We start from the raw sequence: 13644 nt of genomic DNA, 5'->3' as shown, positions 1-13644 counted from the left end.
CAGATCAGCCCCATACCGTTGCCGACCAGCAAGGACTTCAGCGTCAGCCCGAACAAGCGTAGCGCCGATCCGGGAACGCTCTCATGTCGGCATTCTGAAGCGATTGGGCTTCAATCGTGACAATCCCGTGCACGATGCCTGTCAGCCTTGAAGGGGTGCCTGCAAGCGCCACAAAAGACCGACCCCAGTTCCGAGCCCGGCACGCGCCAGTGGCACCCAAACGGGAAACGCCCCGGTTTGAGGCCGGGGCGTTTGCGGTCAAGTCAATGTGTGAAGCGCGGGATTATCCCTGCTTCGGACCGACGGTGACGATGGTTGGTGTCTTGTCGGCCAGCAGCCTTTGGGCTACTCGCTGAACGTCTTTCAGGGTGATGGCTTCGATCTCGCTGTTGCGGCGGTCGAAATAGTCGATCCCCAGACCGGCATTCTGCAGCGCCACCAGCTGCCGGGCAATCTTGCCCGAACTGTCGAAGCGCAAGGGGTAGGAGCCAGTCAGATACTGTTTGGCGGACTGCAATTCGTCTTCGCTCGGTCCTGTCTCGGCCATGCGCCTGATCTGTTCCAGCATGATCTTCACTGTCTCGTCCGCCCGGTCTGCCTTGGTTGCCGCGTTGCCGATCAGAAGGCCAGTGTGGGCGTAGGGCGATAGCGACGTGCCGGCTCCATAGGATAGCCCGCGCTTCTCACGCACTTCCTCATACATCCAGGACGTGAAGGTCCCGCCACCCAGAATATGGTTCATCACATAGGCGGCCTGATAGTCCGGGTCGTCGCGGGTCAGGCCCGGCAGGCCGAGCAGGATCGTGGTTTGCGGAACCGCCAGTTGCTGGGTCACTTCCGTGCCGAAATCCGGTTCGAAATCTGCAATCTCGACCAGTTGGCCTTCCTCCGGCAGCGGGGCAAACACCTTGTCGAGAACCCCGGCAAGGGTTTCCGCGTCGATTGCACCGACAACACCGATGATCAGCCCTTTTCGGGCAAGAAGCTTTTGTTGCTGGCTTGCAAGGTCGTCCGCGGTCAGGCCGGTCAGGCTCTCGGCAGTTCCGAGTGTCGGCCGGGCGTAGGGGTGATCGCCGAACATCGCGTCTGCGAGGGACCTTCCGGCGATCGCATCCGGATCGCTTTCGTTGCGTCTTGCCCGTTGCGACAGTTGGGCTTTCATCCGCTCCACCGGTGCGTCGTCGAAGCGCGGCGAGTTGACGGCCAGTGCAAGGAGATCGCCCGCCTCATCAAGGGTGGGAGTCAACGTGCGCAAGCTGCCGTAGAACCGGTCCTTGCCGGTGCTGAAATTGATGCTGATCGCGAGCTCTTCCAGCTTGGCCTGAAAGGTCTCGGAATCCAGTTCGCCGGCGCCTTCGTCAAGCGTGGCTGCAAGTAGGCGCGTCAGTCCTTCCTTGCCGGCAGGATCCTGGGCGGAGCCGCCGTCGAAAGAGAAGTCGAGCGCGATAATGGGCACGGTGTGGTCTTCCACCAGCCAGGCCGTAATGCCCTTCGGGCTGGTGACTTCCTGGATCTCGACAGCCTGTGCCAGCCTGACCAGGCCGAACAGGGCGACAAGCGACAGGGCGAGTGCGGAGACCGGGCCGCGCATGGAGAAAAGGATCTGGGCCATGATCAGGATTTGTCCTTCATCTGGGGCGCGTCGGATTGGGCGGCATCTGGCACGACAGGCGGTTCCATACGCAACTCACCGATCACCGGCAGGCCGGCAAGATACGTGCGGGCGGCATCCAGGACGTCTTCAGGTGTGACTTCCTGCACCTGGGACGGCCAGGTCTGCACGTCCGCAATTGTCTGTCCGGTGGTCAGCGCACCGCCAAAAAGGCGTGCCAGCCCAGACTGGCTGTCCTGCGCGTAGATAGCACTGGCAACCATGCTGTCCCGGGCACGTTTGACTTCCTCTTCGGTGACACCGGTTTCGAGCAGTTTCTGGATCTCGACGGCAATGAGCCGCTCCATGTCGTCCAGCGTGTAGCCGGGGCGCGGGACGGCGTAGACGCCGAAGCGGCCGTCGTTGAGAGCACTGCCCTGGTAGTAGGCCCCGGCGCTCAGGGCGGCTTCCTGATCGAGGACCAGTGCCTTGTGCAGGCGGCTGGAGGGGCCTTCGCCGAGAATGTAGGACAGGATGTCCAGCGCCTCGGGCGTGCGGCCTTCACCCGTCGTCTGGCTCGGCACGATCCATGTCTGCGACAGCGACTCCTGGCGCACGCGCGGATCGGAAACGGCAATGCGTCTTTCTCCCGCAAGCGGTGGTTCGGCCGGGCGGAGACGTTCACCCGGTTCGGCGCGCCGGGCAACCTTGCCATAGGTTTCCTGCGCAAGCTTGCGAACCGCGTCGACGTCCACATCACCGGCGATCACCACCACCGCGTTGTTGGGAGTGTAGAACCGGTCGTAGAAGGCAATCGCCGCTTCCTTGTTGAGAGCTTCGATTTCACTCTGCCAGCCGATAACGGGTGAGCCATATGGATGGTTGACGAACGTGATGGAATTGAGCGCCTCCTGCAACCGGGAGCCTGGCTCGCTGTCGACCCGCATCCGCCGTTCTTCCAGAACCACGTCGCGCTCAGGTGTCACCACCTCGTCGCTCAGCACAAGATTTTCCATGCGGTCGGCTTCCAGCGCCATCATCAGCGGCAGGTGCTGCTTGGCGACCTTCTGGAAATAGGCGGTGTAGTCGGTACTGGTGAAGGCGTTTTCCTGGCCACCCCGATCGGCAACCATCTTTGAGAATTCGCCATTGGGATGGGCGTGCGTACCCTTGAACATCAGGTGTTCAAGAAAGTGTGCAACGCCTGACTGGCCTTCCGGTTCGTCGGCAGAGCCGACCTTGTACCAGATCATGTGGGTGACCACCGGTGCCCGGCGATCCGGGATGACCACCACCTGCAATCCGTTGTCCAGCGTGAAGCTTTCAAGGTTCGGCGCAATCATCAGGTTTCCGGCGGTAGCCGGCGCCGAAAATGCCGTTCCCGGAACGAGGGCCGTACCGCCACCAAGCAGGAGCGCGGGCATCAGCACGAGGCCGATGGAGCGCTTCAACCGCCGGACGGGCGACATCATGGCGTGCTTCGAGGGGGATGGGTTCACGTGCAACTCCCGTTTTTGATCTTTCGAACAGCATGCGCTCCCGCAAGGGGCAGGAAAAGTGCAAAGCCGGACAATCTTGGGGTGGCCAACAAAAAAGACCTCCGGTGCTCTCCTCCATATAGGAGGTGCGGTCCGGAGGTCCCGTTACAATTTTGTCATCTGCTGTCGGGGCCTTGAAGCCCTGTCACTGGACGGTCAGTTACAGAAGGTCTGGTCGCCTTCCAGGCAACGCGGATCAAGCGGCTTGGAATCGTATTCGTCGTAATTGGTCGGCTTGCGCTTTTTCTTCACGACTTCCGGCATCGGTGCATCCGGCGACGGCGTGCTGTAACCGGTGGGCGGGTCGGTCAGATAGCGGCGGGCAGACAGGCCGTTCTGCTCGATACCGGCCTGCTGGGACCGCAGCTGCTGCAGGCGTTCCCATTCGGCACGCTGCTCTTCACGGGTCAGCTTGCCGCCCTCGGTTACCTCGTTGAAGCGGCGCTCCGCGTCCAGATCGCGATTCTGGCCGGTCACACCGGTGATCCTGAAGCCGCGCATCTGTTCCGGCGTCAGCGGTTCGCTGTTCATGCTGCCGGTCTTGCCGGAACTTGCATAAAGCTGCTTCAGCTCGGTCAGCTGCTCGTTTTCACGCTGCTTGGGCCAGTTCTCGGCATTCACACCGGCCACATTGGTTTCCGGCTCGGGAAGGTTGGTCGGCTGCGCGGGCATGGCCAGCGGGGCGCGCGGCTTGTACTCGATCTGCTTTGCGTTCGGATCGACAGCGCCAAGGCCTTTCATCACGGTGTCGACAAGGGCGACATCCGGTGCCTGGCTCGTGCCATCCGCTGCCTGGCAGGCGGCCAATCCGGCCAGAAGCACCAGAACTGCAGAATTCTTTACAAACCCAACTAACGTCCGCACTGCGCAGACCCCTCGATTTCTCATAAAAAACAGCCGGCAGCACTCCGCCCGCGATCAGTCGTTAAGTCCAGCCTAAACCATTATTTTGCGGCTGAATTAGGACCATTTCGAAAACTGTCATACAGGAGACCGGCGACGCCCGCAACGATCCACACATCCGCCAGGTTGAACACGTACCAGGAGAACGTGCCGACGTGGAAATGAACGAAGTCAACCACAGCGCCATAGGCCAGTCTGTCGATGCCGTTTCCGATCGCCCCGCCGATGACGAGTGCCAATGCAAGCGCCAAGAGGCGTGACTGGCAACGCGCAGACCAGACCCACAGGCCGATGGTGACGGCAATCGTCACGCCTGCCAGAAGCCAGCGTCCCAGATCGCTGTTCTGCTGGAACAGGCCATAGGAAATGCCCCGGTTCCAGACCAGCACGATCTCCACAACGGGCAGCAGGTCGACCGGCCCGTTCCACGCGAGATTGAACCCGTGCAGCAGCCAGAGTTTGGTGCCCTGGTCGATGACGACACCGATCAGGGCGACCAGCAGCACAAATGCGCTGAAACGGCCCCACACAAGGGGCCGTTTCGGGGTTGGGGAAGAAGTCTCCTGCGGTGTCATCTCGATCTACAGCCTTGCCGCTCAGGCCGCGGCATGAGCTGCGTCCCATTCCCGCAGGGCGGCCGCATCGCGAAGGGTCACGTCCGGATACTCCGGGTCGGTGCCGACTTCCGGCAGGATCTTCCAGGAGCGGGCGCATTTGGTGCCGTCGGCAAGGCCGGGCACGACTGCGACGCCCTTGGTGTCGCTGAGCGTGAATGCCCCTTCGGGTGCCGGTTCACTGCTGAGCGTCAGCTGGCTGGTGATGGCGATATCGGCCATGTCCTTGCCCTTGAGCGCTTCCATGAGATCCGGATCGGTCACATGCACAACCGGGTGAGCTTCCAGTGAAGAACCGATGCGCTTTTCACGGCGTTCGATTTCCAGCGCACCGGTGACCACGCGGCGCACCGTCTTGATCTTCGCCCATTTCGCGGCCAGGGCATCGTCGCGCCACTCGGCCGGGACAGTCGGAAACTGTTCCAGGTGAACACAGGCTTCCTCGCCATAGCGGGAGGTCCAGCTCTCGTCCATGGTGAATGGCATCATCGGCGCCAGCCAGGTGACCAGACAATCGAACAGCTTGTCGATCACGAAGAGGGAAGCCTTGCGGCGCACCGACGAGGCCGCGTCGCAGTAAAGAGCGTCCTTGCGGATGTCGAAATAGAAGGCCGACAGTTCCACCGTCATGAAGGTGAACAGCTGGTGGAAGACCTTCTTGTAGTCGAACTCCCAGTAGGCCTCGCGGATCATCTTGTCGAGTTCGGAAAGCCGGTGCAGCATCAGCCGTTCCAGCTCCGGCATGTCGGCAAGAGCGACTTCTTCACCGGTGGCATGGGCAAGTGATCCCAGCATCCAGCGCAGCGTGTTGCGCAGCTTGCGATAGCTGTCGACGCTGGTCTTGATGATCTCCGGCCCGAGGCGCTGGTCTTCCCAATAGTCGGTAGACGCCACCCACAGGCGCAGGATGTCGGCACCATACTGCTTGATGACGTCTTGCGGGAACACCTGGTTCCCAAGCGACTTCGACATCTTGCGGCCGTCTTCGGCCATGGTGAAGCCATGGGTCAGTACGGCGTCATAGGGCGCATGGCCACGTGTGCCACAGCTTTCCAGAAGCGAGGAATGGAACCAGCCGCGATGCTGGTCGGAGCCTTCCAGATAAAGGACGTAATCCTGGCCGCCATCGGTCTTGCGCTTGGGCGCAAGGTCTTCACGCTGTTCCAGCACGAAGGCATGGGTGGAACCACTGTCAAACCAGACATCCAGAATGTCCGTGACCATATCCCATTCGTCGGCCTTGTAGTCGTTGCCCAGGAACCGTTCCTTGGCGCCATCCGCAAACCAGGCGTCCGCGCCTTCTGCGACAAAGGCATCGAAGATGCGCTTGTTGACGGCTTCGTCCTTCAGGACTTCCGAGCTTTCCTTGTGAATGAACACGGTGATCGGAACACCCCAGGCGCGCTGACGCGACAGCACCCAGTCCGGCCGGTTTTCGATCATCGACCGCAGACGCTTCTGGCCGGCACCCGGCACGAAGCGCGTCTCGTCGATGGCGGTCAGCGCGCGGGTGCGCAGCGTGTCGCCTTCGCCGGAAAGCTGCTTGTCCATATAGACGAACCATTGCGGCGTGTTGCGGAAGATCACCGGTTTCTTGGAGCGCCAGGAATGCGGATAGGAATGCTTCAGCCGGCCGAGACCGATCAGGTTGCCGCTTTCCTTCAGTTTCTCGATGACAGCCTTGTTGGCCTTGCCCTTTTCACCCTTGTGCGTGATGACCTCGCAACCTTCGAAGCCCGGCGCATCCTTGGTGTAAAAGCCGTCATCGGCAACGGTGAACGGGATGGCGGTGTTGATGCCGCGCGCTTCCAGGTCTGCCCGTTTGGTCATCCAGATTTCAAAGTCGTCCGTGCCGTGGCCCGGTGCGGTGTGCACGAAGCCCGTACCCGCATCGTCGGTGACATGGTCGCCGTCCAGCAGCGGCACGTCGAAATCGTAGCCGCCGAGGTCGAGACCGGCCAGCGGGTGGGCACAGGTCAGTGTTTCCAGCTCGTCGTTGCTGACGGCCCGCACGCGTGCGAAATCGGTGATGCGGGCGTTCTTGAACACTTCGCCGGCAAGCGCATCGGCCAGGAGCAGCTTGTCGCCCTTCTGGACCCAGTTGTCGTCCGGCAGTCCGTCCTGCGTAACCTCATAAAGGCTGTAATCGATACGCGACGAATAGCTGATGGCGCGGTTGCCCGGGATGGTCCAGGGGGTGGTCGTCCAGATGACGACGGCTGCGTCGAGCAGTTCCTCGACGGCTGCTTCATCGCGTCCGCCGGCGCTTTCGATCGGGAATTTCACCCAGATCATGTCGGACTGGTAGTCCTGATACTCGATCTCGGCTTCGGCAAGCGCCGTCTTTTCGACAACCGACCACATTACCGGTTTGGAACCGCGATAAAGCTGGCCGGACGTGGCGAACTTCATCAGTTCCCGCGCGATGATGGCTTCGCTTTCGAAGCGCATCGTCAGATAGGGATTGTCCCAGTCGCCCTCGATGCCGAGACGCTTGAATTCCTTGCGTTGAACGTCGATCCAGTGTTCGGCAAATTCGCGGCACTCGCGGCGGAATTCGTTGATCGGCACCTCGTCCTTGTTCTTGCCCTTGGCGCGATACTGTTCCTCGATCTTCCACTCGATCGGCAGGCCATGGCAGTCCCAGCCCGGCACGTAGTTGCTCTCGAACCCCGTCATCTGCATGGAGCGGGTGACGATGTCCTTCAGCGTCTTGTTCAAAGCGTGGCCGATGTGGATGTTGCCGTTGGCATAGGGAGGGCCGTCATGCAGCACGAACTTCTTACGGCCCTTGCCTTGTTCGCGCAGCTTTTTGTAGACGTCCATCTGTTCCCAGCGGGCCAGGATTTCCGGCTCCTTCTTGGGAAGTCCGGCGCGCATCGGGAATTCGGTCTGCGGCAGGTTCAGCGTTTCGGAATAGTCGCGTTTATCTGTCTCGGTCATCGTCACGTCGATCCGGTCGTTCGGGCACCTGGCCCGCGTCATTTGTCAGGATGATTGCCGTCCCGTTTCGGGCAGCAACATGAATACAGGAAGTCCCGGTCCCTGGCGCCGCATTGCCGCGTCAGCCGAAGGCCGGGCAAGTAATTCGCGTAATCGCGGTCGTCGGTCTGGCGACGACTATGAGAGCCTTGTGTTGCATGGCAAGGGACATAGCAGCACTTCGGCGATGAATAAAGATGTTCCGGCAAATCCTGTGTTGTTTGTCCGCCCTGTAACTGCGCGATGGTCCAAAATTGGCTCCGGGTAACCGAATATGAATGTCTTTGCGTCATGGATAGGCCCGCATTTACACGGGCAAGTGACGGATAGACCGGCAGAACATGGCCACTGAAATGAAACAATCGGCGCAGGTTTCCCCAGGGAAGGCTCATCAGGCAAGTCTCTGGTCCCGCGGCGCGGTGACCGGCGACTGGCTCAGCTGGGACCGGATCGGCTTTGCCTGCCTGTGTTCGGCAATCGGTTTCGCGCTGGGTCTTGTGTGGATGCTGGTCATGCCGAACACGTATGGCGCGCCCAACGGTACCCTGCTGATGGATTACCTGAGCTTCTGGCTCGCAGGTGGCCAGGCGCTCACCGGAACCCCGGACGTGGCTTACAATCCGGCTGCGTTCTCCGCACTCCAGCAGCAGTTCACCGGATCCGATACCGTTTTCGGTTTCTTCTATCCGCCGACCTTCCAGATGCTGCAGATGCCTTTTGCGCTCCTGCCCTACAAGATCGCCTTTGCCGTCTTTATCGGATTGACGACGGGGCTCTTGTGCCTGGCTTGCCGCCTGATTGCAGGCAATTGGCTGCTGGCCGCCTGTCTGATCCTCATTCCGGCCTGCGCCAACAATGCCTTTCACGGACAAAACGCGGCATTGACCGCGGCGCTCTACGGCTTCGTCCTGGTGGGGATCGAACGACGGCAATTGATCTGGGCGGGTGTTGCGCTGGGGCTGCTGACCATCAAGCCCCAGTTGGGCATCCTGATTCCCGTGGCACTTGTTGCCAGCCTCAACTGGCGAACCTTCCTCAGCGCGTCCGTCACGACGCTGGCGTTTGCTGCCTTCAGTGCGGCGGTGCTCGGCGTCGGTGTCTGGCAGGCGTTCTGGGTGCAGGCGCCGGTTGCCTCCGCCATGATGGAACTCGGCGGTGTGGAATGGGGCAAGATGATCTCGGTCTACGGCGCGGGCAGGGTGCTCGGGCTTGCTCACCTGCCGGCGATGGCGGTTCAGGCGGTCGTTGCCCTTGGTGCTGCCGCCTGCGTCTGGCGGGTCTGGCGCCGGACCGACGTCATGGCGGTGCGGGCTCCGGTTCTGGTCGGCGGCGCCTTGCTGGTCACGCCCTTTGCGCTTTCCTACGATCTGACCCTGATCATCATTCCGTGTGCTTTCCTGATCCGTGAGGGGCTCAGAAACGGTTTCCTGCCGTATGAAAAAGTCGCGCTTTTCGTCGTCATCGGCCTGTCGGCATCCACCAGCCCGTTCGCCATCTGGCTGGGTTTGCCGATCGCGCCCGTTCTGCCGGTGATGCTTGTCTGGCTGGGACTGCGCAGACTGCAAACGGCTGTCGTGGATCCGGAACGTGGCCGTCTCAACGGCGCGATCGCCGGTTCAGCCTGACGCAGCCTGTCTCAGCTTGCGCTCCCGGTGGGTGATGTAAAGCCCGCTGGAGATGATCAAGGCAATCCCGAGCCAGGTCGGCCCGTCCGGAAAATTGGCGAAGACCAGATAGCCGAACAGCGTTGCGCTGACGATCTCGATATATTGCAATGGTGCCAGCAAGCTGGCGTTTCCGCGTTGAAAGGCGGAAACGACAAGACCATGGCCGGCGAAGGAAATCAGGCCGATCAATGCCAGCAACCCTGATTGGGATGCATTCGGCATCACGAATTCCATGCCTTCGATTCCGGTCAGATATCCGATGACAAGCCCGATTCCAAGCAGCAGAGATCCCGACAGGCCCGCACTGAACTGGATGGTCAGAAGATCGTCCCGAACGGGATAGAGCCTGTTGAGCAACAGATAGAAGGAAAACAGGACAGCAGTTGCCACGGGAAGCAGGCTGACCAGACCGATTTCGGCCAGTGTCGGACGAAGCACGATGATGGCACCCAGGAGACCGACCAGAATGGCGCCGATCCGGCGGGGACCAACCTGTTCCTTCAAAAGCACCGCTGCCAGGATGGTAAGCACCATCGGCTCGACAAAAAAGATCGAGATCGCGGTGGCAACCGTCATGTATTTTACCGCGGTGAAGAAACAGAGCGACGCCGTGCCCAGAAGGATGCCACGCAGATAGTTCACGACCGGTTGCTTGCCCTTGAGACGCATGATCCGGCCGGTGAACAATGCAATGGCGAGACTGATCAGAAGCTGGAAGAAGAAGCGGCCGAAGGTGACTTCAAGCGTCGCCAGCTCCGCCGAGAGGTACTTGGCGGTAATGTCCATGACCGGCAGCAGCAGCATGGCCGAGGTCATCAGGAAAATCGCCAGGAGCGGGTTCTGTTCGACATCCCCGGCGTGCGGGGAACTGGACTGACGCTTCATCGTGCTGCAACCTCCGGAGCGTCTTCATGTCTGAAAACCACACGCGAACAGGGAATTCGCCGGCTTTCCGGCGATGGGCAATCGCATTGGAATTGGACCGGCAACAGGGAAAGGGCCGGGCAACGGGGACTGTGGTGACTGCCGCAGGACGATTGCCGATCCTCATTCCTTTTGAAGTCGAACGCCACCGCGGGCAAGCCGGGAAACAGCAAGTTAGTCAGATATCGGAAAATTATTTTTCCGGCCGTTCAGGCGGAAAGGTCGAGCAGCTTCATATCGAGTTCGGAAAGTGGTTGCATCGAACCCAGCGCAGCGCGGGCCTCTTCGCTGTCCCGGTCCATCTGCGCGATCAAAGCCTCGACCGTCTCGAACTTTTCCTCACCCCGCAGATAGGACACCAGGTGCACCCGCAGCGTCTTGCCGTAGAGGTCGCCGGTGAAATCGAACAGAAACACTTCGAACAGGGCGGCGCCATTGTCGAAGGTGGGGCGGCGTCCGTAGCTGGCGACACCGTCGTGCCAGGCTCCGTCCACACGGACCTTGACCGCATAGATGCCCTGCTTCAGCGGGCAGTCCTCTGACAGGCTCAGATTGGCCGTCGGATAGCCGAGATCGCGGCCGCGCTTGTCGCCGTGACGCACGTCCGCATCGAAAAACCAGCGGTACCCCAACAGGCCGTTCGCCTGGGAAATGTCCCCCCGTGACAGGCTGTCGCGAATACGGGTGGAGGAAATGACTTCGGCGCCTTCGTCTTCCTCGCGCTGCACGATGGTCACGCCGAAACCGTGATCGGCACCGGCTGCACGCAAATAGTCGGGCGTGCCCTGTCTGGCCCGGCCGAAATGGAAATCATATCCGGTGACCGCATGGGAGATGCCGAGTGTGTCGATCAGAATGTCCTGGACGAAGGCGTTTGCCTCAATGCCGGCAAACTCCTTGTTGAAAGGCAGGATAAGTGCGCCATCGAGGCCGCACAGGCGCAGCATGTCGATCTTCTGCTGTGGCGGTGTGAGACGGAAAACAGGCTTGGAGGGATTGAAGACCGTGCGCGGATGGGGCTCGAAGCTCATGGCATAAACGGGATGATGGGTCCCGTGACCAAGGCCGAGAGCGGCTTCAAGAACAGCCCGATGCCCCCTGTGAACGCCATCGAAGTTGCCAATGGCGACGATGCCGCCTTTCAGGTCCGCCGGAAAGGCATCCAGACTTTCGATAACCGGAAAGCTGGAGGGATCAGTGGAGCTCATGCGGCAAACCTTCGCGCAACGATACGGTGGAACGGCCCGATGTGCCGGACCGTCCTGCAGGAACACGTCGATAAAGGCGCTCCGTGAAGGAAAGCCCCGCCGACTTTGGCGTGGAACCTGCCGTCAAGCAAAGCAAAGGTCAAGATGGGGATGTGCCGAAGACTTGCCTTTGCAGGCGCAGCCCGTCAAAGACCCGAGCGATCCTCGTCCCGGCCGGGAACTTTCACCAGCGCCTCGCCTTCCAGGACCACGGTGTCGTCGACACTGCAGATGCAGGACAGGCGGGCACGGTTGCCACGCTCCATCAGTTCCTCGACGGTGACAGTCACCTTGACGTCGTCGCCGATCCTGACCGGGGCCTTGAAATTGAGCGTCTGCGACAGATAGATCGCTCCGGGACCGGGAAGGCGGGTGCCAAGTACGGCCGAGATCAGGCTGGCAGTATAGAGGCCATGGGCGATTCTCGTCTTGAAGGGGGTGCGGGCAGCGAAATGTTCGGACAGATGAATCGGGTTCCGGTCGCCGGATACTTCCGCAAAGCCGACCACATCCGAAGAACTCACATGCTTTACGAGTACTTCACTCATGCCGACCGAAAGATCTTCGAAGCAGAGTTTTTGCAGTTCCAACATTACGGTTTCCGCCCTGTTTTGTCTTGATTTGAAGTAGGCGGACGCTAGGCGGTGCAAGGTTTTCTGGCAATTGTGCTTTGGGCGAAGAAAAAAGCGCCTGATATTAACGGTCTTTTCAGGGGCAGTCGGTAGATTGCGTTGAGTGTGGGGAGGTGAGGACACATAATGTGTCGCTCTCCTTCGAAGTCATAACGCGTTTCCACCGGCCCACGGCCAGGGGCCGCGCAAATTGACAGTATGGAGTAGACAATGGCCCTTGATCTTCAGATGCCGGTCCTCGTGGTCGATGACTACAAAACGATGATTCGCATCATTCGGAACCTGCTCAAGCAACTCGGTTTCGAAGACATCGACGATGCTGCGGACGGCACCGAAGCTTTGGAAAAAATGAAACAGCGCCGTTATGGCCTGGTGATTTCCGACTGGAACATGGAACCGATGACCGGTTACGAGCTGCTGAAGCAGGTTCGTGCCGACGGCAGTCTCAGCAAGACGCCTTTCATCATGGTGACTGCTGAATCCAAGACGGAAAACGTCATCGCCGCCAAAAAAGCCGGCGTGAACAATTACATCGTGAAGCCCTTCAATGCTCAGACACTGAAAGGCAAGATCGAGGCGGTCTTCTCCGATTGATTTCTTGCACTTGGCGGAGGCCAGCGTTGGGGCGCACCTCCGCCAGTGCCAGACGGATGTACATGATCGGCGCGGTCTTGCTGGGCAGGCAGGTCGGGTCAGCTTTGGTGCATCCGAAAAGTAATAGCGGTTCCTGAGCAATTCGGATCCGTGCTTCGGAGGATGCTTTCAAAATGGAAAGGCTCGATCTGGTGGCCAGTATGAAACAGGAAAACATTGCCCGAGTCATAGACTTCCTGCAGGAAAACAAGAACAGGCAAGGTGAAGTTTCCCTGACCGACGTGATGCATCTTGCAGAAGTCATGTCGGGTTCGATGCACGATTTTCTGTCGACCGTTCAACCGGCCGTCACGGAAGAACTGACTGTCATCGCCAAGGAAATCAGGCGCATGAAGGAGGAAATCTCCCAATTGCGTGCCAATGACATGACTGGCAGCAAGATCCCGGACGCCGGACGGGAACTGGACGCCATCGTGGAGGCGACGGAAGAAGCCACCAACACCATCATGGAAGCGGCCGAAGAAATCATGGGTGCTGATGCCAGCGACCACGATGCCTATCAGGAACTGGTCAGCAACAAGATGATCAGCATCTTCGAGGCCTGCACCTTTCAGGACATCACCGGCCAGCGAATTTCCAAGGTTGTCGCAACGCTGCGTTACATCGACGAGCGTGTGACCTCCTTCATCGAGCAATTGCGCATTCCCGAAGATCTGGACGCGACCCTGGTCGAGACCGAAGCGGAACGCCGCAAGCGCGAGCTGATCCTCCATGGTCCGCAGCATTCCGGCGAAGGTGTCTCCCAGGACGATATCGATGCGCTGCTGGGCGGCGCGCAGGCGGACATCGACAAGCTGTTCGACTGACCCGGACTGAAGAAAAGATTACGAAGGGCTCTCCATTGGAGGGCCCTTTTTGGTTCCGAACATTCTCTCCGGCGTCATCCCATGGT

11 protein-coding genes are annotated in these 13644 nt (G+C 60.1%); 3 read left to right on the top strand and 8 right to left on the bottom strand.

All coding sequences use genetic code 11. The features are described from left to right. Positions 1-283 precede the first annotated feature (283 nt). The 5 genes from ACYQ54_RS14940 to ileS form a co-directional block, all read right to left on the bottom strand. On the bottom strand, positions 284-1612 hold the full coding sequence (locus tag ACYQ54_RS14940; protein WP_460083591.1) for a M16 family metallopeptidase: 1329 nt from the start codon (positions 1610-1612) through the stop codon (positions 284-286). 2 nt (positions 1613-1614) lie between these two features. Further along, on the bottom strand, positions 1615-3015 hold the full coding sequence (locus ACYQ54_RS14935) for a M16 family metallopeptidase (RefSeq protein ID WP_460084823.1): 1401 nt from the start codon (positions 3013-3015) through the stop codon (positions 1615-1617). Between the two features lie 270 nt (positions 3016-3285). Then, positions 3286-3993 carry a hypothetical protein gene (locus ACYQ54_RS14930; protein WP_460083590.1) on the bottom strand — a complete coding sequence of 236 codons (708 nt, stop codon included), beginning with the start codon at positions 3991-3993 and terminating at the stop codon, positions 3286-3288. Between the two features lie 80 nt (positions 3994-4073). After that, entirely contained in the window at positions 4074-4607 is a 534-nt protein-coding gene (lspA, locus tag ACYQ54_RS14925; protein WP_460083588.1) for a signal peptidase II, read from the bottom strand. A 21-nt stretch (positions 4608-4628) separates the two neighbouring features. Then, positions 4629-7589 (bottom strand): isoleucine--tRNA ligase, encoded by a 2961-nt coding sequence (ileS, locus tag ACYQ54_RS14920; protein ID WP_460083586.1) that lies wholly within the window; start codon positions 7587-7589, stop codon positions 4629-4631. A gap of 380 nt (positions 7590-7969) precedes the next feature. On the opposite strand from ileS, the gene ACYQ54_RS14915 reads away from it, so the two are divergent. After that, entirely contained in the window at positions 7970-9253 is a 1284-nt protein-coding gene (locus ACYQ54_RS14915; RefSeq protein ID WP_460083584.1) for a glycosyltransferase family 87 protein, read from the top strand. On the opposite strand, the gene ACYQ54_RS14910 is transcribed toward ACYQ54_RS14915, so the two are convergent. The 3 genes from ACYQ54_RS14910 to ACYQ54_RS14900 form a co-directional block, all read right to left on the bottom strand. Next, positions 9245-10180 (bottom strand): DMT family transporter, encoded by a 936-nt coding sequence (locus ACYQ54_RS14910; protein WP_460083582.1) that lies wholly within the window; start codon positions 10178-10180, stop codon positions 9245-9247. The genes ACYQ54_RS14915 and ACYQ54_RS14910 overlap by 9 nt on opposite strands. A 248-nt stretch (positions 10181-10428) precedes the next feature. After that, positions 10429-11427: a bifunctional riboflavin kinase/FAD synthetase gene (locus ACYQ54_RS14905; protein WP_460083581.1), complete on the bottom strand. Its 999-nt coding sequence runs from the start codon at positions 11425-11427 to the stop codon at positions 10429-10431. A 185-nt stretch (positions 11428-11612) separates the two neighbouring features. After that, entirely contained in the window at positions 11613-12059 is a 447-nt protein-coding gene (locus ACYQ54_RS14900; protein ID WP_460083579.1) for a MaoC family dehydratase, read from the bottom strand. A 249-nt stretch (positions 12060-12308) separates the two neighbouring features. Between ACYQ54_RS14900 and ACYQ54_RS14895 the strand changes: the two genes are divergently transcribed. Continuing rightward, positions 12309-12692, top strand: coding sequence for a response regulator (locus ACYQ54_RS14895; RefSeq protein WP_006935666.1), 384 nt, complete (start codon positions 12309-12311; stop codon positions 12690-12692). A 173-nt stretch (positions 12693-12865) separates the two neighbouring features. Continuing rightward, complete coding sequence (locus tag ACYQ54_RS14890; protein ID WP_460083577.1) at positions 12866-13558, top strand: protein phosphatase CheZ; 693 nt, start codon at positions 12866-12868, stop codon at positions 13556-13558. Positions 13559-13644 lie beyond the last annotated feature (86 nt).

The organism is Roseibium sp. LAB1, assembly GCF_054658235.1.
Note: the sequence above shows the minus strand (reverse complement) of the source record. Positions and strands in the feature narration are given on the sequence as shown.

Coding starts and splice junctions, on each gene's coding strand:
- ACYQ54_RS14940 (WP_460083591.1), bottom strand. CDS start 1,612: ATGGCCCAGATCCTTTTCTCCATGCGCGGCCCGGTCTCCGCACTCGCC.
- ACYQ54_RS14935 (WP_460084823.1), bottom strand. CDS start 3,015: ATGCCCGCGCTCCTGCTTGGTGGCGGTACGGCCCTCGTTCCGGGAACG.
- lspA (WP_460083588.1), bottom strand. CDS start 4,607: ATGACACCGCAGGAGACTTCTTCCCCAACCCCGAAACGGCCCCTTGTG.
- ileS (WP_460083586.1), bottom strand. CDS start 7,589: ATGACCGAGACAGATAAACGCGACTATTCCGAAACGCTGAACCTGCCG.
- ACYQ54_RS14915 (WP_460083584.1), top strand. CDS start 7,970: ATGGCCACTGAAATGAAACAATCGGCGCAGGTTTCCCCAGGGAAGGCT.
- ACYQ54_RS14910 (WP_460083582.1), bottom strand. CDS start 10,180: ATGAAGCGTCAGTCCAGTTCCCCGCACGCCGGGGATGTCGAACAGAAC.
- ACYQ54_RS14905 (WP_460083581.1), bottom strand. CDS start 11,427: ATGAGCTCCACTGATCCCTCCAGCTTTCCGGTTATCGAAAGTCTGGAT.
- ACYQ54_RS14900 (WP_460083579.1), bottom strand. CDS start 12,059: ATGTTGGAACTGCAAAAACTCTGCTTCGAAGATCTTTCGGTCGGCATG.
- ACYQ54_RS14895 (WP_006935666.1), top strand. CDS start 12,309: ATGGCCCTTGATCTTCAGATGCCGGTCCTCGTGGTCGATGACTACAAA.
- ACYQ54_RS14890 (WP_460083577.1), top strand. CDS start 12,866: ATGGAAAGGCTCGATCTGGTGGCCAGTATGAAACAGGAAAACATTGCC.